The following is a 24,299-nucleotide window of genomic DNA, read 5'->3' as shown; positions in this document are numbered from 1 at the left end:
GTCAGACGAAGCAGTCCCGTGGAGGCACCGCATGCAGGCATGGCACGTGCACGAGAACGGCGAGCCGAGCGAGGTGATGCGGCTCCAGGACGTCGAGCGCCCCTCACCCGGCGAGGGCCAGGTGCTGCTGCGGGTGCGGGCCGCCAACGTCAACTTCCCGGACGTGCTGATGTGCCGGGGCCAGTACCAGGTCCGCCCGCCGCTGCCCTTCACCCCGGGCGTGGAGATCTGCGGCGAGACCGAGGACGGCCGGCGCGTGATCGCCAACCCCGCGCTGCCGTACGGCGGCTTCGCCGAGTACGCGGTCGCCGACGCGGCCGGCCTGCTGCCCGCCCCCGAGACCCTGGACGACGCCGAGGCCGCCGCGCTGCACATCGGCTACCAGACCGGCTGGTTCGGGCTGCACCGCCGGGCCCGGCTGGAGGCCGGCGAGACCCTGCTCGTGCACGCCGCCGCCGGCGGGGTCGGCAGCGCGGCCGTCCAGCTCGGCAAGGCGGCCGGGGCCAGGGTGATCGGCGTCGTGGGCGGCGCCGGGAAGGCCGCCGTCGCCCGCGAGGCGGGCTGCGACGTGGTCATCGACCGACGGGCCGAGGACGTCGTCGCGGCCGTCAAGGAGGCCACCGGCGGGCGAGGCGTCGACGTGGTCTACGACCCGGTCGGCGGCGACGCCTACACCCAGTCCACCAAGGTCGTCGCCTTCGAGGGCCGGATCGTGGTCGTCGGCTTCGCCGGCGGCACGATCCCCAGCCCGGTGCTGAGCCACGCACTTGTGAAGAACTACTCGATCCTCGGCCTGCACTGGGGTCTCTACAACACCCGGAACCCCAAGCTGGTCCAGCACTGCCACGAACAGCTCACCGGACTCGCCGCCCGCGGCGCGATCAAGCCGCTGGTGAGCGAGCGCGTCCCGCTGGAAGGGGCCGCGGCGGCCGTGCAGCGGGTCGGCGACGGTCTGACCACCGGCCGGATCGCCGTCCTGCCGAACGGAGCCGCAGCGTGACCGACGCCGACGAACTCAAGCGCCGCACAGCCGAGTTGCTGGCGGCCCATCCGCCGGCCGACACCGACCGGACGGACTTCCTCAGAGCCCGCTTCGACGCCGGACTGGCCTGGGTGCACTACCCGGAGGGGCTCGGCGGACTCGGCGCCCCGCGCTCCCTCCAGGCCGTCGTGGACGCCGAGCTGGAAGCCGCGGGAGCGCCCGACAACGACCCGCGGCGCATCGGCATCGGCCTCGGCATGGCCGCGCCGACGATCCTCCAGTACGGCACCGAGGAGCAGAAGCGCCGCTTCCTGCGCCCCCTGTGGACCGGCGAGGAGGTCTGGTGCCAGCTGTTCAGCGAGCCCGGCGCCGGCTCCGACCTGGCCGCCCTCGGCACCCGCGCCGTCCGGGAGGGCGAGGACTGGGTGGTCGACGGGCAGAAGGTGTGGACCTCCAGCGCCCATCTCGCCCGCTGGGCCATCCTCATCGCCCGCACCGACCCGGACGTGCCCAAGCACCGGGGCATCACCTACTTCGTCTGCGACATGACCGACCCGGGCGTCGAGGTGCGGCCGCTGCGCCAGATCACCGGCGAGGCCGAGTTCAACGAGGTCTTCCTCACCGGTGTCCGCGTCCCCGACTCCCGCCGCCTCGGCGGGACCGGCGACGGCTGGCGGGTCGCCCGGACCACGCTGATGAACGAACGCGTCTCCATCGGCGGCATGCGGCAGCCCCGCGAGGGCGGCATGATCGGCCCCGTCGCGCGGACCTGGCGCGAGCGCCCCGAACTGCGCACCCACGACCTGCACCAGCGGCTGCTGACCCTGTGGGTGGAGTCCGAGGTCTCCCGCCTCACCGCCGAACGGCTGCGCCAGCAGCTCGTGGCGGGACAGCCCGGTCCCGAGGGCTCCGGCATGAAACTCGCCTTCGCCCGCCTCAACCAGGAGATCAGCGGCCTGGAGGTCGAACTCCTCGGCGAGGAGGGCCTGTTGTACGACGACTGGACCATGCGCCGCCCCGAACTGGTCGACTTCACCGGACGCGAGGCCGGCTACCGCTATCTGCGTGCCAAGGGCAACAGCATCGAGGGCGGCACCAGCGAGGTCCTGCTCAACATCGTCGCCGAACGCGTCCTCGGCCTGCCCGCCGAACCGCGCACCGACAAGGACGCCGCCTGGAAGGACCTCGCCCGATGACCGATCTTCTCTACGCGGAGGAGGAAGAGGACCTCCGCTCCGCCGTCCGCGACCTGCTCACCGACCGCTGCGCCCCGGCCGAGGTGATCGCCCGCACCGAGACGGACACACCGCACGACCTGGCCCTGTGGAAGGCGCTCGCCGACGGCATGGGCCTCGCCGGTCTGCTGGTGCCCGAGGAGTTCGGCGGCCAGGGCGCCTCCCACCGCGAAGCCGCCGTCGTCCTGGAGGAGCTGGGGCGGGCGGTCGCGCCCGTGCCGTACCTGACGAGCGCCGTCGTCGCCACCGAGGCACTGCTGGAGTGCGGTGCCGCCGAACTGCTCGGCCGGCTCGCGTCCGCGACGGCGATCGGGGTGCTCGCGGTCGGCCTGCACACCGCCCCCGGCGGCCCGTTGCGCACGGTGCGTGTCGAAGGCGGCGCCCTGCACGGCGAGTTGACCGGCATAGCGGACGCCGCCGTCGCCGACGTGCTGCTGGTCCCGGCCGACGACGGCGGCCTGTACGCGGTCGACGCCGGCGCGGTCACCGTCACCCCGCAGGTCTCCCTCGACCTCACCCGGCCGCTCGCCACCGTCACCCTCGACGCCGCTCCGGGACACCGCCTCGGCGCGGCCGCACCCGCCGTACGGCGTGCCCTGCGCGCCGGGGCCGGACTGCTCGCCTCCGAGCAACTCGGGGTCGCCGACCGGTCGTTGGCCGAGACGGTCCGGTACCTGAAGGAGCGGAGGCAGTTCAACCGGCCGGTCGGCGGCTTCCAGGCGCTCAAGCACCGGCTCGCCCAGCTCTGGCTGGAGGTCGTCAACCTCCGCGCCGCGGCCCGCGCCGCCGCCGACGCGCTCGCCACCGGCGACGACACCGACGTCACCGTGGCCGTCGCCCAGGCGTACGCCGCCCCCGTCGCCGTGCACGCCGCCGAGGAGGCCCTGCAACTGCACGGCGGCATCGGCATGACCTGGGAGCACCCCGCCCACCTGTACCTCAAGCGGGCCAAGGCCGACTCGATCGCCCACGGCACGGCCGGCGCCCACCGCGCGGAACTGGCCGAACTCGTCGACCTGCGCGCCCCCTGAGCCACCGGTCCGGCATCCGGCGCGAAGCCCGTCCCACCCGGGGCGGGCTTCTCCGCGTCCCCGCCCGCACGAGGTGAACTCCCGACGGCGGTCCGGCCAACTCACCGCGGCCCGGGGCCACTCGGCGCCGCGGCACCCGCATACTCCCTTCGGTCCCGTACGGCCTCACAAGGGAGGAAGAGCATGGCCCGCACCACCCGTCGCAGAGCCCTCACCACCCTCGGCGCCGCCCTCGCCGGAGCGGTCGCCCTGCCCGCCGCACCGTCCTGGGCGAGCGGCGGCCACCAGCGCCCGCGCCCGCTGTGGCGCGCCCACGCCCACAACGACTACGACCACCCGCGCCCCCTGTTCGACGCCCTCGACCACCGCTTCGGCAGCGTCGAGGCGGACATCTTCCTCGTCGGCGACCAACTCCTCGTCGCCCACGACGCCACCGACCTCGACCCCGCCCGCACCCTGGAGTCTCTGTACCTCGACCCGCTTGCCGACCGGGTCCGGGCCGGCCACGGCTCGGTGTATCGGGGGTGGCGCAGGCCCCTGCAACTCCTCGTCGACATCAAGACCGAGGGCGCCTCGACGTACCTCGAACTCGACCGCCATCTGCGGCGCCACCCGCACCTGTTCACGACCTGCGCGCACGGCCGGGTGCGCCAGGGGCCGGTCACGGTGGTCGTCTCCGGCGACCGTGCCGCCCGCGTCCCCATGGAGGCGCAGCCCGTCCGCCACGCCTTCTACGACGGCCGTCTCGGTGACCTCGGCACCTCGGCGCGCGCCTCGTTCCTCCCGCTGATCAGCGACAACTGGACGACCAACTTCACCTGGACGGGCGACGGACCCTTCCCCGAGGCCGAGCGGCGCAAGCTGCGCGACATCGTCGCGACCGCGCACGCCCACGGGCAGCAGGTCCGGCTGTGGGCCACCCCGGACACACCGGGCCCGGCCCGGGACGCCCTGTGGTCGCAACTCCTCGCCGCCGGTGTCGACTACCTCAACACCGACGACCTCGCGGGCCTCGAAGCGTTCCTGGACGCCCGCCCGGTCGGCTGACCCTCCGCGAACACCACTCGATCGGGGGACACGTCTGTCGCCCGGACGAACCCTCCGCTACGCCACACTTGCGGCCGAACGCCGCGAAATGGGCGTAGCGGAGGAGGTTCGCGATGGCCGTTTCCATCTCAGTGGTGCTGCTGCTCCTGATCATTGCCGTGATCTTCATGCGCAACGGAGCGCTGAAGATCTCCCACGCCTTGGTCTGCATGATGCTCGGCTTCTACCTGGCCGGCACGAGCATGGCCCCCACCATCCACAGCGGGCTCACCGCGACCGCGGACCTCGTCAGCAGCCTGCGGCCCTGAACCGGCGCCCCGCGAGCCCCGGTTCAGCGCCCCGGGCCGACCCCGGTTCAGCGCCCCGAGAACACCCCGATGCCCTCGGGCACCGGGCGCTCGGCGTCACCGCTCGGGTGGTTGCGCACGGTCACCGCGCTCGCGCCGGGCTTCCGGGCGACCAGCGTCGTCGAACCGCCGCCGTCCAGGCTGAAGGCGTCCCGCGAGCCCAACGTCCGCATCTCGGCGGCGACTTCGGCGATGGTCAGCCCGGTGCGGTGGGCGGGGGCGCCGTCCACGGCGAGCAGCACCAGACGCCGTCCGCCGTCCGCGATCCCCACGGCGGTGCGCACGGCCGCGGTGTTCGCGTCCAGGCCCGGCAGCGGCTCACCGCCGCGCAGCACCGGGTAGCCGCCGAGGGCGAAGCGGTAGGGGACGCGCGAGGAGGCCGCCACCAGCCGGTGCCGTACCGTGACCCGCTCGCCCACGGACAGCTTCCGCAGCTGCCGCGCGCCCTCCTCCCGGCCCACCAGGACCGTGCTGCCGGCCGCGACGGGACCGCTGCCGGGGGCGCCGGAGACGGCGGCGACCCGGCCGCCGCGGACCGTCACCTCGTAGGTGTCCGTGCTGCACGGGGCCGCACGGTCGGTGTCCGTGCCGCAGGTCGCGCGCAGCCGGGAGACCGCGCCCCAGGCGGGGGTGAACGCGCCGACCGAGTCCTCCGGCAGCGCGTACTGGTTGAACCCGCCGAGCGGCAGCGTCCCCCCGGGCGTGCGGACCGAGCCGAGCAGCGCCAGCCGGTCCAGCCGGGCCCGCCGGTCGTCGCCCACGCCGAAGACCTCCTCGGTGTTCGTGCCGGGCGGCAGGCCGGGACCGAACCGCTGGCCCACCGGCACCGCCGACTTGAGCGCGACACCGTGCGCGACCGCCGGGCCCACCGCGGCGCCGGTGGCCTCCACGCCCGGGTGCTGGGTCTCCGTGATGTTGAAGAAGTCGCCGTTGACGCCGGCGACCGCGCCCGCCGCGTCCGCCATCCGCGAGACGGGCGCCCGGGACGCCACCGTGCCCGGGTACAGCAGGTCGAGGCGGACCCGCCGGTCGCGCAGGTCCACGCGCAGCACGTGCACATGGGTGGGCCCCTTGGCCGCGGCGAGGTCGAACTCCTCGTACGTGACGCCGGGCGCGACGGCCGTGCCCGCCGCACGGGCGCCGGCGGGTGCCGCTCCCGCCAGGGCCGCGCCGGCCAGTACGCCCAGCGCCGTGAGAACCGTCAGTGCCGATCTGCCCGTCGCGAACCGCTCATGACGACGTGTCACTTCGCCCCCTGATGTCTCGTCAACCGTCCCAGGACTCAGGGGAAGTGCACCAGACGGGGGTGTCCACGGCGATGGCCACGCGTCGACCGCACGAGAACGGGTGAGCAAACGCACCCCCACGGGGGTTCCGCCTCGACGTTCGCGTTCCGTTCTGCTACGGCGGGTCCGGGGGCCCCGGCCGACCGGTCACGTGGGGTGCGACCGCGATGGTGCCCTGGGCCACCGCGCACAGGCGCTCCGCGCCGTCGGGGGTGAGCGTGGACAGGTCGCAGCGGCAGACGGCGAGGGTGCGGCCGGCGCGGACGACGTGGGCGTGGGCGCGCAGCAGCGTGCCGCTCGCCGGGCGCAGATGGTCGATGGTGTAGCCGGCGGTGATCAGACGGGGGCCGAGGACGGAACCGGCGGCGAAGGTCAGGGTGTTGTCCGCCGCGTAGCCGAGGACGCCGCCGTGCAGGAAGCCGTACTGCTGGAGCAGTTCCTCGCGGACGTCGAGTTCGAGCGTCGCCGCGCCGTCGCCGAAGGCGGTGAGGCGGGCGCCGAGCAGTGTGCTGAAGGGCTGGGCCGCCAGGGTCCTGCGGGCCCCTTCCAGATCCGGGACGTCCGTCACGGGATACCTCACTTCACTAGTGAAGTGAGAGTGGCGCCGAACTGGGCCCTCTGTCAAGATCGGCCCATGTCCGAGCCTGCCGACCAGCGTCTCTACTTCCTGTTGCAGCGGGCCGCGCACCAGCTGCGCACGGCCGCGGACCGGCGCTGCCTGGCCGCCGCCGGGATCACCACGGCCCAGCTCGGCGCGCTGTACGCGGTGCGTGACCGGGCGGGTCTTACCCAGGCGGAGCTGGCCCGCGCGCTCGGGCTGCGGGAGTCCGCGGTGACCGGACTGGTCCGCCGCCTGACCGCGGCCGGACTGCTCACGAGGAACCCGCACCCCCGGGAGCACCGCGCGGTGGTCCTGGAGCTGACCGCAGCCGGGAGCGCCGCCCTGACCGCGGCCCAGCCGGAGGTCGACCGCTTCAACACGGAACTGCGGACCCTGCTCGGCGACACCGAGTTCACCCACACGTCGGAAACCCTGCACCGCCTCACCCTCTGGGATGCCTGAACCGGGCCTGCCGGGAGCGGGGGGCTGCCGCCCTGACGGGGAGGGCTGAAATCGGGCCCACCCGGAGCAGGGCTGGCGCCCTGACGGGGGGAGTCTGGACCGTGCTCGTCCGAAGCGGGGGTTGCCGCCGGGCGGGGGAGTCTGGACCGCGCCCGTCCGGGGCGGGGGGCCTGTGCCGCGTCTGCCCAGGGCAGAGGCTCTGCCACCGCGATGGGGGGAGTCTGGACCGTGCTCGTTTGAAGCGGGGGTTGCGCCGGGGCGGGGGAGCCTTGACCGCGCCCGTCCAGGGCGGGGGGCTTGGACCGCGTCTGCCCAGGGCAGGGGCTGCCACCGCGATGGGGGGGAGTCTGGACCGCGTCCGTCCGAAGCAGGGGTCGCCGCCCCGACTGGGGAAGCCCTGACCCGGCTCACCCGGAGCGGGCGCTGCCGTCCCCGGCAGGGCCGGGCGCGCGGCACGGGGGCGGCGTGCGCGCTCGCGTCGCAGGGGGTGTGTCCGGGGTTCCGACGCCGGGTCGGGCCGGGAGTGGTTTTGGGCGGCGGCCGGGGGCGGGTGCGCGTCCCGCGCCGTGGGACGTGTCCGGGGTTCGGTGTCCGGTCGGGGCGGCGCCCGGTCGGGTCGGGTCGGTCGGGGGAGGGGGTGTGCCCTGTCGCTCCTGCGCATTCTCTGTCCCCCAGCTCGTTCCCGTCCCGTCCCGGTGGCTCCGGGGCTGCGGGGCTTGGGGCGGGGGAGGGACCATGGAGGGGTGGGGACTCGTCCGGGGCGGGTGATGCCCGTCGGCGGTGGAAGGAGCACCGGGATGGCGACCGAATCCTTCCGGGCCGACGGGGTCCTGCGGCAGGCCGGGTCGACCGACCGGCACGGGCTGCTCGACGTCCTCGGCGTGGCCGCCGTGGTCCTGGACGCCAAAGGCCGGATCGTGTTCTGGAGCGTGCAGGCCGAGCACCTGTTCGGCTACAGCGCGGGCGAGGCGCTGGGCCGGTACGCCGCCCGCGTCTTCGTCCACGAGGAACACTTCGACCTGGTCAAGGACCTGTTCGCCGAGGTCATGCTGACCGGCGCGAGCTGGGCCGGAGCCTTCCCGATCCGGCACAAGGACGGCAGCACCCGCCTCGTCGAGTTCCGCAGCATGCGCCTGATGGACGACCTCGGTGACGTCTACGCCCTTGGCATCGCCGCGGACCACACCGTCCTCCAGCGCGTCGAGACCGACCTCGCGCTGTCCGAGCGCCTGGTCTCCCAGTCGCCCATCGGCCTGTCCGTCAAGGACACCGACCTGCGCTACGTCAGCGTCAACCCCGCGCTGGAGCGGATCAACGGCGTCCCCGCGGCCGAGTGCGTCGGCCGCACCCTGCGCGAGGTGCTGCCCGGCCTGGACGCCGACGCCATCGAGGGCGCCCTGCGCCAGGTGCTGGAGACCGGGCACCCCGTCCTCGACCGGTACACTGTGGGCCGTACCCCCGCCGACCCCGACCACGACCACGCCTGGTCGGTGTCGTACTTCCGACTGGAGGACTCCGGCGGACGGGTCCTCGGCGTCGCCGACTCCGTCGTGGACGTCACCGCACGCCACCGCGCCGCCCAGGAGGCCGAGCGGGCCGGCCGGCGCCTCGCCCTCGTCGCGGAGGCGTCCGCGCGCATCGGCACCACCCTGGACGTGGACCGGATCGCGCACGAACTCGCCGAGGTCGCCGTGCCCGAACTCGCCGACGTCGCTGCCGTCGACGTCCTCGACAGCGTGGTCTCCTGCCAGAGCGGCGCGCAGACCGGCGGACCCGCCCTCTTCCGCGCCCTCGCCCTGGTCGCCGACGGCCCCACCGAGGCCGTCCGTGCCGCCGACCGGCTCGGCGGACTCGCCACCTACGCCGCCGACCGGCTCGTCTCGCAGTGCGTGCACACCGCCCGGCCCGTCCTCGTGCCCCGGGTGACCGACCGCGACCTGGGCCGCATCGCCCGCGACCCCGACGCCGCCGCGCTGCTGGCCCGGGCCGGCGTGCACTCGTACGTCGCCGTCCCGCTCGTCGCGCACGGCGAGATCCTCGGTGTGCTCGACCTCAAACGCACCCGCAACCCGCTGCCCTTCGGCCAGGAGGACGTCGTCCTCGCCGGGGAGCTGGCCGCCCGCGCCGCGGTCGGCATCGACAACGCCCGCTGGTTCCAGAGCGTGCGCAACACCGCCGTCACCCTCCAGCGCAGCCTGCTGCCCGACCACCCGCCCCGGCTCTCCGGCCTGGAGATCGCCTCCCGCTACCGGCCCGCGCACACCGCGAGCGAGGTCGGCGGCGACTGGTTCGACGCCATCGCCCTCGACGACGGCCGCACCGTCCTCGTCGTCGGCGACGTCATGGGCAGCGGCATCGACGCCGCCGCCACGATGGGCCGGCTGCGCACCGCGACCCGCACCCTCGCCGACCTCGACTTCGACCCCGCGCAGGTGCTCCAGCACCTCGACCGGACCGCCGGCGGCCTGGAGCACTACATCGCGACCTGCCTCTACGCCGTCTACGACCCCGAGCACGGCGAGTGCCACCTCGCCAACGCCGGGCACCTCCCGCCCGCCCTGGTCCGCGCCGGACGGGCCCCGCGGCTGCTGCGCCTGCCCACCGGCGCCCCGCTCGGCGTCGGCGGTGTCACCTTCCTCAGCTCCACCGTCGACCTCGCACCCGGCGACCTGCTCGTCCTCTACACCGACGGCCTGGTCGAGACCCGCCACGACCCCATCGACGAACGCCTCGACGTCCTCCTCGGGCTGCTCGCCGAGACCGACACCGACTCCGGCCTGGAGGACACCTGCGACCGGCTCCTCGCCGGGCTGTGCTCCGCAGGCGTCCACGACGACGCCACCCTCCTGCTCGCCCGCACCCCACCCACCGGCTAGCTGTGCAGCTAGCGCCCCGCTCACCCACCGGCCGGCGCCCCTCCGCGCGGCGAGCAGGAACGGGGCGCGGGGGAGAGGATGGGTTCTGATGGCTTCCGGGCGAGACGGCCCCGCCGAGGGACCGCGCGAACTCCTCGACGCGTCGAACGACGCGGCGGCGGTGGTGCGCGGGGACGGCACCGTCATCGGCTGGACCCGCGCCGCGCAGGCCCTGCTCGGCCACCCCGCCCCGGAGGTCGTCGGCACCTCCGTCACCCGGCTGCTCGCGGTACCCGGCGACCCGGCCCGCGCGCACGCCATCGCCGAGCGCTGCCGCGCCGGCATGGGCTGGAGCGGACTGGTCCCGGTGCGGCACCGCGACGGCCACCGCGTCGAGGCCGAACTGCGCGTGTCGGCCGCCTTCCGGATCGGCGACGACGAGTGCTTCCTCCTCTCCGCCCGGACCAGGCGCCCGCAGTGGACGGCGGACCGGTCCGTCCTCGACGGCTTCCTGACCCGCGCACCGGTCGGCATGGCCGTCGTCGACCCCGACCTGCGCTACGTCTGGCTGAACGACACCCTGGAACGCTTCGGCGGCGTCCCCCGCGAACAGCGGCTCGGCCGCCGGATCAGCGAACTGCTGCCCGGCCTCCAGGGGGAGACCATCGAGGGGCTGATGCGCAAGGTCATCGCCACCGGCATCCCGGTCGTCGACTACGAGTACGCCGGCTGGAGCTGGGCCGACCCGCACCGCGAGCACGCCTACTCCTCGTCGTTCTTCCCGCTGGTCGACACCGCCGACGCGGTCACCGGCGTCTGCTACATGGTCACGGACGTCACCGAACGCTGGCACGCCCGCAAACTGCTCACCCTGGTCAACGAGGCGGGCAGCGCCGTCGGCAGCACCCTCGACGTGCTGCGCACCGCCCAGGAACTCGCCGACTTCGCCGTACCCCGGTTCGCGGACCTCGTCGTGGTCGACCTGCTGGAGCCCGTCCTCAGCTCTGAGGGGCACGGGGCCTGGCTGTCCGACGCCGGACCCGCCGCCGCCCGGCCCGTGATGCGCCGGGCCGGCCTCAGCTCCGTGCGCGAGGGCTGTCCCGAGGCGGTCGCGCAGGTGGGCGACGCGGTCGACTCCGTCCCGCCGCCGCACGACCTGGGCAGGCTCATGGACGGAGAGCCGATCTTCACCCCGGTCCTCGACCCCGACGACCCCGCGTGGGCGGCCGGGCAGCCCTTGCGCGCCGCCCGCATCAGGGAGTTCGGGATGCACTCCCTGATCTCCGTGCCGATGCTGGCCCGCAACACGGTCCTCGGCCTCACCACGTTCGTACGGTCCGCCAACCCCATCGCCTTCCAGCAGGACGACGTCCTGCTCGCCCGGGAACTGGTGGCCCGCGCCGCGCTCTGCGTCGACAACGCCCGCCGCTACACCCGCGAGCACACCGCCGCCGTCACCCTGCAACGCAGCCTGCTGCCCCAGGCCCTCAGCGGCGGCACCGCGCTGGAGGTCGCCTCCTCCTACCAGCCGGCCGACCCCACCGGCGGGGTCGGCGGCGACTGGTTCGACGTGATCCCGCTGTCCGGCGCCCGGGTCGGCCTGGTCGTCGGCGACGTCGTCGGCCACGGCATCTCCGCCGCCGCGACCATGGGACGGCTGCGCACCGCCGTGCAGACCCTCGCCGACATGGAGATGCCGCCCGACGAACTCCTCGCCCATCTCGACGACCTCGTGCTCCGGCTGAGCGAGGGCGAGACCGACGACTCGCCGCAGGGCCCCACCCTCACCTCCTTCCAGGGCGCGACCTGCCTCTACGCCGTCTACGACCCTGTCACCCGGCGCTGCACCATGGCCCGGGCGGGACACCCGCCGCCCGTCGTCGTCGAGCCCGACGGCCGGGTCGTCTTCCCCGACCTGCCCGCCGGGCCCCCGCTCGGCCTCGGCGGGGTGGCCTTCGAGGCCGCCGAGCTCGAACTCGCCGAGAACAGCCTGCTCGGCCTCTACACCGACGGTCTCGTGGAGGGCCCCGACCGGGACATGGAACAGGGCCTGGCGCGGCTCGGGGAGGTTCTGTCCCGGCCCGAACCCGACCTGGAGAGACGGTGCTCGGCGGCCGTACGGCACCTCGTGCCCGTGCCCCAGCCCGACGACATCGCGCTGCTGCTCGCCCGCACCCACGCGCTGGGCGCCGACCGGGTCGCCTCCTGGGACGTGCCCGTGGACCCCGCCGCCGTGGGCGAGCTGCGGACCGAGGCCACCCGGCGGATCGTCTCGTGGGGCCTCGCCGAGCTGACCATGACGACGGAGCTCGTGGTGAGCGAACTCGTCACCAACGCCATCCGCCACGCCACCCCGCCCATCCGGCTGCGCCTCATCCGCGACACCCGGCTGACCTGCGAGGTCTCCGACGCCAGCAGTACCGCCCCGCGCCTGCGGCACGCCCGCAGCACGGACGAGGGCGGCCGGGGACTGTTCCTGGTCGCCCAGCTCGCCCACCGCTGGGGCGCCCGCTACGACGCCGAAGGAAAGATCATCTGGGCGGAACAGGAACTCCCGCACCCACCGTGAGCCGGACCCGGGCGACCGGCGGCCTCGGCAGGCCGCACCGCCTCCTACGAGCGACCGCCCCGGGGTCATCCCTGCGCGTCGAACACGGCGACGAAGCGGTTGTCATGGGGCCGCCCCGTCCGGACCGGCATGCCGTGGACTTCGTACTCGACGACCACCGACGTCTCGGGGTCCCCGGCGTACGCGGAGGTCGTCCGCGCCGTGCAGCTCCACGTGGTCGCCGTGGTCGCTGTAACAGGCCGACGATCGCCCGTCGTTCCTCGACCCGCCGGGGGCACCCCGGCACGGCGACCATGTACGCGAAGACGTGGAAGCCCGGGGACGCGTCTTGCCGCCGTGGGGGACCCGGCGCAGGCTGGTGCTATGGCTGCCGAAGACGGCCCCACGCTCATCACCTCCGTGCAGCGTGCCTTCCGCCTGCTGGAGACGGTGGGCGCGCACGACAACGGAGCGCCCGCCAAACAGCTCGCCCGCGAGACGGGCCTGCCCCTGGCCACCGCCTACCACCTGCTGCGCACCCTCGCCCACGACGGATACGTGCGGAAGCTGGACGACGGCGGCTACGTCCTCGGCGACAAGCTCCAGACCCTGCGGTCCACCGGGCGCGGACAGGCCCTGCTCAGCCGGGTCAGGCCCACCCTCTCCGCCCTGCGCGACCAGCTCGCCGGCGCCGCCTACCTGACCTTCTACGAGGACGGCGAGATCCGGGTCGCCGAGATCGTCGACGGCCCCCGCACCCCCAGGGTCGACCTCTGGGTGGGGTTCGAGGACGCCGCCCACGCCACCGCGCTCGGCAAGTCCGTGCTGCGGGAGATGGACGAGGACACCCGCAGGGAGTACCTCTCCCGCCACCAGCTCGCCGACCTCACCCCGCGGACCATCACCAGCACCCCGGAGCTGCTGCGGCGCATCGACACCTCACCGGTGGCCCCCGCCGTGACCGACATCGAGGAGTACGCGCTCGGCACGGTCTGCGTCGCCGTCCCCGTCTACAGCGGCGACACCCTCGGCTCCCTCGGGGTGTCCCTGCCCGTCGACCGGCGGGTGCGGCTGGACGAGGTCCGCGCACGGCTGCTGCCGACCGCCGGCCGGGTCACCAGGCGGCTGTCGCTCACTATCTGAAAATCCTCGCCTTGTGACATCCCTGGTCGAACGCGTTTGCTGGTCGCGTACGAAGAGTCCGGCAACAGACGAGGATCGCGGAACACAGATGCGTCAGGTCCGACACGTCGGCGGCGGCGACCGCTCGAAACGGCCGGTCGGGAACCCGACGGCGAGGCTGAGGACGGCACTGCGCAGGCGGGCCGCCGCGCACCTGGCCGCCGGGGCTCCCGTACTGCCCGTGCTGGTCGTCACCGTGATCGTCCTGGTCGACCACGCCGACGGGGCCGGCACGGTCTGGATGCCGCTGCTCGCCGTCGGGCCCGCCCTCGCCGCCACCACCAAAGGGCCGCGCGGAGTGCTCTGTGTCGGCCTCTTCGCCGTGGCGTGCGGCGCGCTGCTCGGCGCCTCGGACGACGTCGCCGGCCGGGAACTGGTGGCCGTCCTGTCCGCGCTGCTCGCCGTCACCCTGGCGAGCGCCCTGGCCAGCGCGCTGCGCGGCCGCCGCGAACGGGTCCTCGCCGCCGTGCGCTCGGTCGCCGAGGCCGCCCAGCACGCGCTGCTCAAGCCCGTGCCGGAACGCGTCGGCCCGTTCCGCGTCGCCGTGCGCTACAGCGCCGCCGCGGCGGAGGCCCGCATCGGCGGCGACCTCTACGCCCTGGTGGCCACGCCCCACGGCGTCCGGCTGATCGTCGGCGACGTCCGCGGCAAGGGGCTCGCGGCCGTGGAGACCGCCGCCCTGGTGCTCGGCGTGTTCCGCGAGGCGGCGTACGACGAGCCCGACCTCCTCGCGGTCGTCCGCCGCATCGAACGCAGCCTCGCCCGCAACCTCGGCCACGACGACTTCGTGACCGCCGTGGTCGCCGGGCATCCCCACGACGGGCAGCTGGAGGTGGTCAACTGCGGCCACGCCCCGCCGCTGCTGGTCCGCGCCACCGGGGGCGTCGTCCCCGTCGAGTGCGCCGACCCGGCCCCGCCCCTCGGGCTGAGCGCGCTGTCCGAGGGCACGCCCGCCCTCCAGGTGCTGCCCTTCGCCGACGGCGACCAGCTGCTGCTCTACACCGACGGCGTCACCGAGGCGCGCAACCACGCCCGGGAGTTCTACCCCCTGGCCGAGGGCCTGGCCCGGCACGCCTGCGACGAACCGGACCGCACCCTCACCGCCCTCCACGACGAACTGCTCGCGCACGTCGGCGGACGGCTGCACGACGACGCGGCGCTGCTCCTGCTGCACAAGCCGCCCGCCGCGGCCCGGGTCGCCGGGGACCGGGTGCCCGGGCCCGCCGAGACGCGCGAACGGCGCCTCACGGGCGCCGTCGTGGGGATCGAGCCGTGCACGCTCATGCCGCGACGAGATCCGCCCATCGGGTGATCCCGCCGCGGTGGGCGCGGATGCCGTGCCGCGCCGCCAGCGCGTGCACGATCAGCTCGCCCCGGCCGTGCTCGTCGGGGTCGCCCTCGCACGAGCGCGCGCCCGGGATGCAGGATCCCGCGTCGGTCACCTCGACCCGCAGGGTGTCCGCCCGGTCCCAGGACAGCCGCAGCTCGGCCGGGGGCAGCGCGTGGATGATCGCGTTGGTCAGCAGCTCCGACACCACCAGCAGGGCGTTCTCCGCGATCTCCGGGCACACGCCCCAGCCGGCGAGCACCGCCTCCACGCGGTGCCGCAGGGCCGAGACGGCCTCGGTGATGTGCGGCAGCGGCCACACGTGCTCCACTGCCCCCCGAGGCGTCGTATTGAGCTGTAGCGCCATCTGGGTCTCCTCCGGATCAGCCCCGCCTGCGGGTGACAGGACTCCAGGGCACGTTAGGGAGTCGTACGGGCCGGGTCAATGAACCGGGGTCGGCATTACCGAACGGCCCCCCGCGACCGCCGACGACCTGTTGCGTCCGCCCGTACGGCGGATGCGGGACGGCCGCACTACGCTCGTTCCATGGCCGGTCCGGTCCAGTCGATCGAACGGGCGGCGGCGATCCTGCGGCTGCTCGCCGGCGGCCCCCGTCGGCTCGGGCTCGGCGAGGTGGCGGCCTCCCTGGGGCTGGCCAAGGGCACCGCCCACGGCATCCTGCGCACCCTCCAGCACGTGGACTTCGTCGAGCAGGACGCGGCGACCGGGAAGTACCAGCTCGGAGCCGCGCTGCTGCACCTCGGCACCAGCTATCTGGACGTCAACGAACTGCGCTCGCGCTCCATCAACTGGGCCGACGCCCTCGCCGCCCGCAGCGGTGAGGCCGTCCGGCTCGGCACCCCGCTGGAGGGCCGCGTCCTCGTCGTCCACCACGTGTTCCGGCCGGACGACACCCTCCAGACCCTGGACGTGGGCACCCTGCTGCCCCTGCACGCCTCCTCGCTCGGCAAGGTCCTCCTCGCCTACGGCGCGGCCCCCCTCGAACCCGTCCTCGACGCCGGCCCGGAGACCTACACCCGGCACACCCTGACCGCGCCCGAGCAGCTGACCCGCGCGCTCACCGAGATCCGGGAGCTGGGCTGGGCCGCCGAGGTGCAGGAGATGAGCATGGGCGAGGCCGGGGTCGCCGCGCCGATCCGCGGGCAGGGCGGCCTCGTCGTGGGCGCGCTCGGCGTGTCCGGGCCGGTGGAGCGGATCTGCGACGGCCGCGGCCGGCCCCGGCCGAGCCTGATCACCCTGCTCCGGGAGGCCGCGCGGGCGATCTCCAGAGACCTGGGAGCCGCCCGCTGGTGAGAGCGCCGGGCCCCCGACGTCGGAAGGCAGACCCGATCATGGTTGAACGCTATGTCATGTCCATCGACCAGGGCACCAACTCCACCCGCTGCATCCTCTTCGACCACCAGGGGCGCCTGGTGTCGGTCGCGCAGCGGGAGCACCAGCAGCACTTCCCGAAGCCCGGCTGGGTCGAGCACGACGCCGTGGAGATCTGGCGCAGCCTGCTGCGGGTGGTGCCCGAGGCGCTGGCGGAGGCGGGCGCCGGCGCCGAGGAGGTCGCCGCCATGGGCATCGCCAACCAGCGCGAGACGACCGTGCTCTGGGATCGGCGCACCGGCGCGCCCCTGGGCCGGGCCATCGTCTGGCAGGACACGCGAACGGCACGGCTCGTCGACGAACTGCGGGCCCGCCCCGGCGACGAGTTCTTCCTGGAACGGTGCGGACTGCCCCCGTCCACCTACTTCTCCGCGCTGCGGCTGCGCTGGATGTTCGACCACGACGACGGGCTGCGCCGGCGGGCCCGGGACGGCGAGGTGCTGTTCGGCACGATGGAGAGCTGGCTGATCTGGAACCTCACCGGCGGCGCGGACGGCGGACTGCACGTCACCGACCCCACCAACGCCAGCCGCACCATGCTCATGAACATCCGCACGCTCTCCTGGGACGAGGACCTGCTGGAGTTCTTCGGCGTGCCCCACGCCATGCTCCCGCGGATCCGCTCCTCCGCCGAGAGCTACGGCGAGGCCAGCGCCCTGCTGCCCGGCGTCCGCATCACCGCCGCCCTCGGCGACCAGCAGGCCGCCCTGTTCGGCCAGACCTGCTTCTCCCCGGGCGACGCCAAGTGCACGTACGGGACGGGCAGTTTCCTGCTGCTCAACACCGGCGCCGACGTCGTGCGCTCCCGGCACGGGCTGCTGACGACCGTGGCCTACCAGATCGGCGACCTCCCGCCCGCCTATGCCCTGGAGGGCTCGATCGCCGTCACCGGCTCCCTCGTCCAGTGGTTCCGCGACCGGCTCGGGCTGATCAGCAGCGCCCCCGAGATCGAGACCCTGGCCCGCACGGTCGACGACAACGGCGGCTGCTACATCGTCCCCGCGTTCTCCGGCCTGTTCGCACCGCGCTGGCGCAGCGACGCGCGCGGGGTCGTCGTCGGCCTCACCTCGTACATCACCAAGGGACACCTCGCGCGGGCCGTCCTGGAGGCCACCGGCTGGCAGACGCGCGAGGTCGTGGACGCCATGAACGCCGACTCCTCCGTCGCCCTCCGGGAGTTGAAGGTGGACGGCGGCATGACCTCGGACAACCTGCTCATGCAGTTCGTCGCCGACGTCCTCGACGTCCCCGTGGTACGGCCCCTGGTCGCCGAGACCGTCTCCCTCGGCGCCGCCTACGCCGCGGGACTCGCCGCCGGTTACTGGTCCGACCTGGAGGTCCTGCGCCGCAACTGGCACCGGGCCGCCCAGTGGCTGCCCGACATGGACCCCGCGCACCGGGACCAGGAGTACGGCAACTGGCAGGCGGCCGTGGAACGTTCCCTCGGCTGGATCAGACCCCCGAGGTCCCCCTGAACCGCCGTACGAGGGGCGCTTCCCTTTCCACCGGACGGCCGCCGGGAATTCCCGAGAGAGGTGGATAAGGGATTTCCGATGGCGTGATAGGCGGCGGTTATTTCTTCCGTCTTAGCAGGTCAGAGCCTGTGGAATAAGGGAGATAAGTGCCGCCTATCAAGCAATCGGAGACGCCTCTTTGACATATTCCATGGGGTGGGCGGAAGCTTCACCGGTCGTGTTGTGACCGGCAGAGAAGAGGCACACGATGAGCGTCGTCGAGGACCCGAGCGACGATCTGTCCGTCACCCCGCCCAAGCGGTGGGCGACGGGCGTTCCCGCGGTGACGCACGCACTGGAGTACTCCCTGGGGCAGACGTCCGTCCGCCGCACCGCCCTGACGCTCCTCAACATCAACCAGGCCAAGGGCTTCGACTGCCCCGGCTGCGCCTGGCCCGAACCCGGCGGCAAGCGGCACATCAACGAGTACTGCGAGAACGGCGCCAAGCACATCAGCGACGAGGCGACCTCACGCAGGATCACCGCGGACTTCTTCCGCCGGCACTCGATCGCCGAACTCGACACCAAGTCCGACTACTGGCTCAACCAGCAGGGCCGGCTGACCGAGCCCATGGTCAAGCGCCCCGGCGCCACGCACTACCAACCCATCGGCTGGGACGAGGCGTTCGACCTGCTCGCCGGCGAACTGCGCGCGCTGGCCTCCCCCGACGAGGCCCTCTTCTACACCTCAGGCCGCCTCAACAACGAAGCCGCCTTCCTGCTCCAGCTGTTCGCCCGCGCCTACGGCACCAACAACCTGCCCGACTGCTCCAACATGTGCCACGAGTCCAGCGGCAGCGCCCTCTCGGAGACCCTCGGCATCGGCAAGGGCAGCGTCTCCCTCGACGACATCCACCACAGCGACCTGATCCTCGTCGTCGGCCAGAACCCGGGCACCAACCACCCGCGCATGCTCTCCGCGCTGGAGGAGACCAAGCGCAACGGCGGCCGCGTCGTGGCCGTCAACCCGCTGCCCGAGGCCGGACTCATCCGCTTCAAGCACCCCCAGAAGGCCCGTGGGATCATCGGCCGCGGCACCGAGATCGCCGACGAGTTCCTCCAGATCCGCCCCGGCGGCGACCTCGCCCTCTTCCAGGCCCTCAACCTGCTGCTCCTGGAGGCCGAGGACGCCGCCCCCGGCACCGTGCTCGACCACTCCTTCATCGACGCATCCACCACCGGCTACGACGAGTTCGCCCGGCTCACCCGCAAGACCGACTGGGACGACGTCCGCACCGCGACCGGCCTCACCCGCGAGCAGATCGAGCGCGTCCACGGCATGGTCATGCAGAGCCGCAGCGTCATCGTGTGCTGGGCCATGGGCCTCACCCAGCACAAGCACGGCGTGCCCACCATCCGCGAGATCGTCAACTTCCTCATGCTGCGCGGCAACCTCGGCCGCCCCGGCGCGGGCGTCTGCCCCGTGCGCGGACACAGCAACGTCCAGGGCGACCGCACCATGGGCATCTGGGAGCGGATGCCGCAGTCCTTCCTCGACGCGCTCGGCACCGAGTTCGGCTTCACCCCGCCCACCCGGCACGGACTCGACTCGGTCGACGCCATCCGCGCCATGCGCGACGGCGCCGCCAAGGTCTTCCTCGGTGTCGCGGGCAACTTCGTGCGCGCCACCCCCGACAGCGCCGTCACCGAGGCGGCCATGCGCCGCTGCCGGCTCACCGCGCACATCTCCACCAAGCTCAACCGGTCCCACACCGTGTGCGGCGACACCGCGCTGATCCTGCCCACCCTCGGCCGCAGCGACCGTGACGTCCAGGCGGGCGGTGTGCAGTTCTTCACCATCGAGGACTCGATGAGCGAGGTCCACGCCTCGCGCGGCACGCTGCCGCCCGCCTCCCCGCACCTGCTCAGCGAGGTCGCCATCATCGGCCGCCTCGCCCGCAGGACCCTCGGCGCCACGCCCGACATCCCCTGGGAGGACTTCGAGGCCGACTACGGCACCGTCCGCGACCGCATCTCCCGCGTGGTGCCCGGCTTCGAGGACTTCAACGCCCGCGTCGCCCGGCCCGGCGGCTTCCGGCTGCCCAACCCCGTCAACGAGGGCGTGTTCCGCACCCCGAGCGGCAAGGCCGTCTTCACCTGCAACGAGTTCACCATGCCGCACGTCCCCGAGGGACAGCTGCTGCTCCAGACGCTGCGCTCGCACGACCAGTGGAACACCATCCCCTATGCGATGGACGACCGCTACCGCGGCATCCACGGCGCCCGCCGCGTGGTCCTCGTCAACCCGGCCGACCTCGACACCCTCGGTGTCGCCGACCGCGACCTGGTCGACCTCGTGACCACCTGGCACGACGGCATCGAACGCCGCGCCGAGGACTTCCGGGTCGTCGCCTACCCCACCACGCGCGGTTCGGCGGCCTCCTACTACCCCGAGACCAATGTGCTGGTGCCGCTCGACAGCGTCGCCGACATCAGCAACACCCCGACGTCCAAGAGCGTCCTGATCCGCCTGGAACGGGCAGGCTCCGCCGGCTGAGCACTCCGCGGGAAGTGCCACGACGGGCTGTCGGTCGGCCGCGGGCCCGTCGTGGCCGGTCGCGCAGTTCCCCGCGCCCTCCGGGGCGCTGCCGAACCCGCTTGGGGACCGGCCGACGTACGACACGGAAGCGAACGGAAGCGAGGAGCACCATGGGACGAGTGACCGTACGACGACGGGTCCTGCGGATCAGGGACGGTGCCGTCTCCCACCGGCCGGACACCCTGGCCGCCGAGGAGCCGATGGAGATCCGCGTCGGCGGACGTCCCCTGACCGTCACCATGCGCACCCCGGGCGACGACTTCGACCTCGCCGCCGGGTTCCTGGTGGGCGAAGGGGTCGTGCACGCCGCCGACCACATCGCCGGCATCCGCTACTGCCTCGGCGCCACTGCCGACGGCAGCAACACCTACAACGTGGTCGACGTGGGCCTGGCACCGGGCGTGGCCGCGCCCGACACCTCGCTGGAGCGCAACTTCTACACCACGTCGTCGTGCGGACTGTGCGGCAAGGCCAGCCTGGACGCGGTGCGCACGGCCGCCACCTGGTCCGTGGCCGAGGACCCGCTGCGGCTCGCGCCGGAACGGCTCGCCGAACTGCCGGACCGGCTGCGGGCCGCGCAGAAGGTGTTCGACAGCACCGGCGGACTGCACGCGGCCGGGCTGTTCACCGCCGACGGCGAGCTGCTGTGCCTGCGCGAGGACGTGGGCCGGCACAACGCCGTCGACAAGGTCGTCGGACACGCCCTGCGCACCGGGCTGCTGCCCCTGCGCGAGACCGTGCTGATGGTCAGCGGGCGGGCCTCCTTCGAGCTGGTGCAGAAGGCGGTCACCGCGGGCATCCCCGTGCTGGCGGCCGTCTCCGCGCCGTCCTCGCTGGCCGCGGACCTCGCGGAGGAGAGCGGACTGACCCTGGTCGGGTTCCTGCGCGGAACGTCGATGAACGTGTACGCGGGCGCGCAGCGGCTGGAGCCGGAGCCGGTCGGCGCCCGCTGACCGCCCGCCGACGGCCCCCGCGCACCGGGGCTCAGCGGGCCCCGGGGAGCCGTTCCAGGGCGGCGGCGACATCGGTCGTACGGGCCAGCTCGGTCAGGGCACGGGCCATGACCGACCCCGGTTCCCGGGCCGTGGTCACCAGCCCGACCGGCACCGTGCGTGCGGGCTCCACCAGGGGGAGGGCCCGCATGCCGTGCGGTACGCCGAACACGTGCAGCCAGGCGTGCGGCACGACGCTCGCCCAGTGGCCCGTGCGCACATGCGCGAACAGGGTGCCGACCGAGTCCGTCTCGACGCGCGGGGAGGGACGCAGGCCCGCCTCCGCGAACAGGCCGTCGACCGTCCTGCGGCCCTGCATCGTGCCGGTCAGCAGGCACAGGGGGAGCCGGGAGGCGTCCGCCCAGGTCGCCGTCGACCGCTGGCCCAGACTGTCGCCCGCCGTGGTCAGCAGCACGTACCGCTCCTCGTACAGCGGCACCGTCCGGAAGCCCTCCGGCAGGTCGTCGCGCAGATACGTGATCCCGGCGTCGATCTCGAAGTTCTGCACCTGGCGCAGGATGTCCTCCGCTTGGAGGTCCGCCATGACCTCCACGGTGACCATCGGGTGCGCCGCGCAGAACGGGCCCGTGAGCAGGGAGACGGCGCCGGACGCGGTGGGCACGGAGCCGATGCGCAGCCGGCCGCTCAGCCCCGTGCGCAGGGCGCCGACCTCGTCCTTCAGGGCGTCCCGGTCGGCGAGGATGCGCTGCGCCCAGACCACGATCCGCTCGCCCTCGGGCGTCAGCCCCTCGTACTTGCGGCCCCGCCGCACCAGCGGCACGTCCAGCTCGTCCTCCAGCTTCCGGATCGCCTCGGACAGGGCGGGCTGCGACACGTGACAGGCCTGCGCGGCCCGCGCGAAGTGCCGCTCACGGGAGAGCGCGACCAGGTACTCCAACTGACGAAACAACACGCCACGGGTGTACCCGACGGAGATCGCCCCTGCCAACCCGTACCCACCGGCACCTCCGCCCCGCCTGCCCCCTGCCTCCCCTCCCGCTTCGGTGCTGCCCGCGCGGAATCGGGGTGGGCGAAGCACGATGGTTGGGGGACGTGACCGCGAGGAGGTGGGCGCGTGGGCGTGTCGCAGGATGTGGTCGTGGCGCCCGCGCGGGCCGCCCTGTTCCTCGTGGGGGTCGTCGTCCCCGGCCGGGAGGACGTCGTCCGGGACCTGCTGGAGGACCTGTCCGGACTGCGGCGCTCCGTCTCCTTCCGCGCCCCCGCCGAGGAGCTGACCTGTGTCGTCGGCATCGGATCCGCCGTCTGGGACCGCCTGTTCAGCGGCCCGCGGCCTCAAGGGCTGCACCCCTTCGTGGAGTTGGCGGGCGAACGCCACCGCGCCCCCGCCACCCCGGGGGACCTCCTCTTCCACGTCCGCGCCCGCCGCATGGACCTCTGCTTCGAACTCGCCCGGCTCATCGGCGACCGCCTCGCCCACGCCGTGACGGTCGTCGACGAGGTGCACGCCTTCAAGTACTTCGACGAACGCGACCTCCTCGGCTTCGTCGACGGCAGCGAGAACCCCGAGGGCCGGCTCGCCGCCGACTCCGTGTACGTCGGCGACGAGGACCCCGCCTTCGAGGGCGGCAGCTATGTGATCGTGCAGAAGTACCTGCACGACATGGCCGCCTGGAACGCCCTCCCGGCCGACGAGCAGGACCGGGTCATCGGCCGCACCAAGTTCGCCAACGTCGAACTCCCCGACGACGTCAAGCCCGCCGACTCCCACGTCGCCCTCACCACCGTCACCGACGGCAACGGCGACGAGCGCAAGATCGTACGGGAGAACATGCCGTTCGGCAGCGTCGGGGACGGCGCCCTCGGCACGTACTTCATCGGCTACGCCCGCACCCCCGACGTCACCGAGCAGATGCTCAGGAACATGTTCCTCGGCGACGGCACCGCCTCCCACGACCGCATCCTCGACTTCTCGACCGCGCTCACCGGATGCCTCTTCCACGTGCCCACCGCCACCTTCCTCGACGACCTGCCCCCGGCCCCCGACGGCTCCGTGGCGACCGGCGGCCTCGGCATCGGCAGCCTCAAAGGAGCCCGGCCATGACGACTCCCGACGGCCTCACCAACCTCCACCGCGCGCTCGCCCCGATCACCCCCGCCGCCTGGGCCGAGATCGAGGACGAGGCCGGCCGCACCTTCCGCCGCAACGTGGCCGGCCGGCGGGCCGTGGACGTCTCGGACCCCGACGGCCCCGCCCTCGCCGCCGTCGGCACCGGCCACCTCACCGGCATCGCGGGACCCGCCCCCGGCGTCACCGCCCGGCTGCGCCTGGCCCGCCCCCTGGTCGAGCTGACCGTGCCGTTCACGGTGCGCCGCGACGCCGTGGACGACGTCGACCGCGGCGCCCGGGACTCCGACTGGCAGCCGGTCAAGGACGCCGCCCGCACGATGGCCCTCGCCGAGGACCGGGCGATCTTCCACGGCTACGCGGCCGCGGGCATCGACGGACTGCGCGCCCGCACCTCGAACCCGGTCCCACGCCTGCCCGACAAGGCCCGCGACCTCCCCGACACCGTCAGCGGCGCCCTGACCACCCTCCGGCTCGCCGGGGTGCAGGGGCCGTACTCCCTGCTGCTGGGCGCCGAGGCGTACACGGCGGTCAGCGAGACCTCCGACCACGGCTACCCGGTCGCCGCCCACCTCGCCCGCATCCTCGACGGCGACCTGATCTGGGCGCCCGCCGTCGAGGGCGCCTTCCTGCTCACCACCCGCGGCGGCGACTACGAGCTGCGGCTCGGCGAGGACCTCGCCATCGGCTACACCGCCCACGACGCCACCGGCATCGAGCTGTACCTGCGCCAGACCCTCACCTTCCTCGTCCACACGGACGAGGCGGTCGTGGTGCTCGACCCCGCCGAGGGCACCCCCTGACGCCCAGCGCTTGCGCGGCGCCCGGCACCGCGTTTTCGTGGAAGGACCCGTTTCGCACGGGAGGAGAGC

The 24,299-nt window shown here is 73.7% G+C and carries 20 protein-coding genes; 16 read left to right on the top strand and 4 right to left on the bottom strand.

The genetic code is table 11. The features are described from left to right. The first annotated feature begins 31 nt into the window (after positions 1–31). From AB0F77_RS24845 to AB0F77_RS24825, 5 genes are all read left to right on the top strand, one after another. The gene (locus AB0F77_RS24845) at positions 32–1,000 is read left to right on the top strand and encodes an NADPH:quinone oxidoreductase family protein (protein WP_361952662.1); all 969 of its coding nucleotides are present in this window, start codon (positions 32–34) and stop codon (positions 998–1,000) included. Beyond that, positions 997–2,178, top strand: a complete 1,182-nt coding sequence (locus AB0F77_RS24840; RefSeq protein WP_361952659.1) for an acyl-CoA dehydrogenase family protein — start codon at positions 997–999, stop codon at positions 2,176–2,178. Before AB0F77_RS24845 ends, AB0F77_RS24840 begins: the two co-directional genes overlap by 4 nt. Continuing rightward, a complete protein-coding gene (locus AB0F77_RS24835; RefSeq protein ID WP_361952656.1) occupies positions 2,175–3,248 on the top strand; it encodes an acyl-CoA dehydrogenase family protein in 1,074 nt (357 codons plus the stop codon). Before AB0F77_RS24840 ends, AB0F77_RS24835 begins: the two co-directional genes overlap by 4 nt. Before the next feature lie 183 nt (positions 3,249–3,431). Then, positions 3,432–4,295, top strand: a complete 864-nt coding sequence (locus AB0F77_RS24830) for a phosphatidylinositol-specific phospholipase C/glycerophosphodiester phosphodiesterase family protein (protein ID WP_361952653.1) — start codon at positions 3,432–3,434, stop codon at positions 4,293–4,295. Between the two features lie 113 nt (positions 4,296–4,408). Then, a complete protein-coding gene (locus tag AB0F77_RS24825) occupies positions 4,409–4,603 on the top strand; it encodes a hypothetical protein (RefSeq protein WP_361952650.1) in 195 nt (64 codons plus the stop codon). Between the two features lie 47 nt (positions 4,604–4,650). On the opposite strand, the gene AB0F77_RS24820 is transcribed toward AB0F77_RS24825, so the two are convergent. Beyond that, complete coding sequence (locus AB0F77_RS24820; RefSeq protein ID WP_361952647.1) at positions 4,651–5,889, bottom strand: phosphodiester glycosidase family protein; 1,239 nt, start codon at positions 5,887–5,889, stop codon at positions 4,651–4,653. 154 nt (positions 5,890–6,043) lie between these two features. Then, the gene (locus tag AB0F77_RS24815; protein WP_361952644.1) at positions 6,044–6,496 is read right to left on the bottom strand and encodes a PaaI family thioesterase; all 453 of its coding nucleotides are present in this window, start codon (positions 6,494–6,496) and stop codon (positions 6,044–6,046) included. 66 nt (positions 6,497–6,562) lie between these two features. On the opposite strand from AB0F77_RS24815, the gene AB0F77_RS24810 reads away from it, so the two are divergent. The 5 genes from AB0F77_RS24810 (at position 6,563) to AB0F77_RS24790 (ending at position 14,888) form a co-directional block, all read left to right on the top strand. Then, complete coding sequence (locus AB0F77_RS24810; protein ID WP_361952641.1) at positions 6,563–6,991, top strand: MarR family transcriptional regulator; 429 nt, start codon at positions 6,563–6,565, stop codon at positions 6,989–6,991. A 797-nt stretch (positions 6,992–7,788) separates the two neighbouring features. Continuing rightward, positions 7,789–9,867: a SpoIIE family protein phosphatase gene (locus AB0F77_RS24805; protein ID WP_361952638.1), complete on the top strand. Its 2,079-nt coding sequence runs from the start codon at positions 7,789–7,791 to the stop codon at positions 9,865–9,867. An 88-nt stretch (positions 9,868–9,955) separates the two neighbouring features. Next, complete coding sequence (locus AB0F77_RS24800; RefSeq protein ID WP_361952635.1) at positions 9,956–12,415, top strand: SpoIIE family protein phosphatase; 2,460 nt, start codon at positions 9,956–9,958, stop codon at positions 12,413–12,415. A gap of 363 nt (positions 12,416–12,778) precedes the next feature. After that, the gene (locus AB0F77_RS24795; protein WP_361952632.1) at positions 12,779–13,537 is read left to right on the top strand and encodes an IclR family transcriptional regulator; all 759 of its coding nucleotides are present in this window, start codon (positions 12,779–12,781) and stop codon (positions 13,535–13,537) included. Between the two features lie 88 nt (positions 13,538–13,625). Continuing rightward, positions 13,626–14,888 (top strand): PP2C family protein-serine/threonine phosphatase, encoded by a 1,263-nt coding sequence (locus tag AB0F77_RS24790; protein WP_361952629.1) that lies wholly within the window; start codon positions 13,626–13,628, stop codon positions 14,886–14,888. On the opposite strand, the gene AB0F77_RS24785 is transcribed toward AB0F77_RS24790, so the two are convergent. After that, a complete protein-coding gene (locus AB0F77_RS24785; protein ID WP_361952626.1) occupies positions 14,857–15,270 on the bottom strand; it encodes an ATP-binding protein in 414 nt (137 codons plus the stop codon). The genes AB0F77_RS24790 and AB0F77_RS24785 overlap by 32 nt on opposite strands. A 180-nt stretch (positions 15,271–15,450) precedes the next feature. Between AB0F77_RS24785 and AB0F77_RS24780 the strand changes: the two genes are divergently transcribed. The 4 genes from AB0F77_RS24780 (at position 15,451) to fdhD (ending at position 21,302) form a co-directional block, all read left to right on the top strand. Beyond that, a complete protein-coding gene (locus AB0F77_RS24780) occupies positions 15,451–16,218 on the top strand; it encodes an IclR family transcriptional regulator (RefSeq protein ID WP_361952623.1) in 768 nt (255 codons plus the stop codon). 38 nt (positions 16,219–16,256) lie between these two features. After that, positions 16,257–17,771 carry a glycerol kinase GlpK gene (glpK, locus tag AB0F77_RS24775; RefSeq protein WP_361952620.1) on the top strand — a complete coding sequence of 505 codons (1,515 nt, stop codon included), beginning with the start codon at positions 16,257–16,259 and terminating at the stop codon, positions 17,769–17,771. Positions 17,772–18,018: 247 nt separating this feature from the next. Beyond that, entirely contained in the window at positions 18,019–20,307 is a 2,289-nt protein-coding gene (locus AB0F77_RS24770; RefSeq protein WP_361952617.1) for an FdhF/YdeP family oxidoreductase, read from the top strand. 152 nt (positions 20,308–20,459) lie between these two features. Next, positions 20,460–21,302 carry a formate dehydrogenase accessory sulfurtransferase FdhD gene (fdhD, locus tag AB0F77_RS24765; protein WP_361952614.1) on the top strand — a complete coding sequence of 281 codons (843 nt, stop codon included), beginning with the start codon at positions 20,460–20,462 and terminating at the stop codon, positions 21,300–21,302. A 31-nt stretch (positions 21,303–21,333) separates the two neighbouring features. Here fdhD and AB0F77_RS24760 read toward each other — a convergent pair whose 3' ends face one another. Next, on the bottom strand, positions 21,334–22,254 hold the full coding sequence (locus AB0F77_RS24760; protein ID WP_361952611.1) for a LysR family transcriptional regulator: 921 nt from the start codon (positions 22,252–22,254) through the stop codon (positions 21,334–21,336). A 162-nt stretch (positions 22,255–22,416) separates the two neighbouring features. Between AB0F77_RS24760 and AB0F77_RS24755 the strand changes: the two genes are divergently transcribed. Together AB0F77_RS24755 and AB0F77_RS24750 are read left to right on the top strand one after the other, a co-directional pair. Beyond that, on the top strand, positions 22,417–23,403 hold the full coding sequence (locus AB0F77_RS24755) for a Dyp-type peroxidase (protein ID WP_361952608.1): 987 nt from the start codon (positions 22,417–22,419) through the stop codon (positions 23,401–23,403). Next, positions 23,400–24,230: a family 1 encapsulin nanocompartment shell protein gene (locus tag AB0F77_RS24750; protein WP_361952605.1), complete on the top strand. Its 831-nt coding sequence runs from the start codon at positions 23,400–23,402 to the stop codon at positions 24,228–24,230. Before AB0F77_RS24755 ends, AB0F77_RS24750 begins: the two co-directional genes overlap by 4 nt. Positions 24,231–24,299 lie beyond the last annotated feature (69 nt).

It is taken from the genome of Streptomyces sp. NPDC026672 (genome assembly GCF_040638185.1).
Classification (GTDB): domain Bacteria; phylum Actinomycetota; class Actinomycetes; order Streptomycetales; family Streptomycetaceae; genus Streptomyces.
Note: the sequence above shows the minus strand (reverse complement) of the source record. Positions and strands in the feature narration are given on the sequence as shown.

Coding starts and splice junctions, on each gene's coding strand:
- AB0F77_RS24845 (WP_361952662.1), top strand. CDS start 32: ATGCAGGCATGGCACGTGCACGAGAACGGCGAGCCGAGCGAGGTGATG.
- AB0F77_RS24835 (WP_361952656.1), top strand. CDS start 2,175: ATGACCGATCTTCTCTACGCGGAGGAGGAAGAGGACCTCCGCTCCGCC.
- AB0F77_RS24830 (WP_361952653.1), top strand. CDS start 3,432: ATGGCCCGCACCACCCGTCGCAGAGCCCTCACCACCCTCGGCGCCGCC.
- AB0F77_RS24825 (WP_361952650.1), top strand. CDS start 4,409: ATGGCCGTTTCCATCTCAGTGGTGCTGCTGCTCCTGATCATTGCCGTG.
- AB0F77_RS24810 (WP_361952641.1), top strand. CDS start 6,563: ATGTCCGAGCCTGCCGACCAGCGTCTCTACTTCCTGTTGCAGCGGGCC.
- AB0F77_RS24805 (WP_361952638.1), top strand. CDS start 7,789: ATGGCGACCGAATCCTTCCGGGCCGACGGGGTCCTGCGGCAGGCCGGG.
- AB0F77_RS24800 (WP_361952635.1), top strand. CDS start 9,956: ATGGCTTCCGGGCGAGACGGCCCCGCCGAGGGACCGCGCGAACTCCTC.
- AB0F77_RS24795 (WP_361952632.1), top strand. CDS start 12,779: ATGGCTGCCGAAGACGGCCCCACGCTCATCACCTCCGTGCAGCGTGCC.
- AB0F77_RS24790 (WP_361952629.1), top strand. CDS start 13,626: ATGCGTCAGGTCCGACACGTCGGCGGCGGCGACCGCTCGAAACGGCCG.
- AB0F77_RS24785 (WP_361952626.1), bottom strand. CDS start 15,270: ATGGCGCTACAGCTCAATACGACGCCTCGGGGGGCAGTGGAGCACGTG.
- AB0F77_RS24780 (WP_361952623.1), top strand. CDS start 15,451: ATGGCCGGTCCGGTCCAGTCGATCGAACGGGCGGCGGCGATCCTGCGG.
- glpK (WP_361952620.1), top strand. CDS start 16,257: ATGGTTGAACGCTATGTCATGTCCATCGACCAGGGCACCAACTCCACC.
- AB0F77_RS24770 (WP_361952617.1), top strand. CDS start 18,019: ATGAGCGTCGTCGAGGACCCGAGCGACGATCTGTCCGTCACCCCGCCC.
- fdhD (WP_361952614.1), top strand. CDS start 20,460: ATGGGACGAGTGACCGTACGACGACGGGTCCTGCGGATCAGGGACGGT.
- AB0F77_RS24750 (WP_361952605.1), top strand. CDS start 23,400: ATGACGACTCCCGACGGCCTCACCAACCTCCACCGCGCGCTCGCCCCG.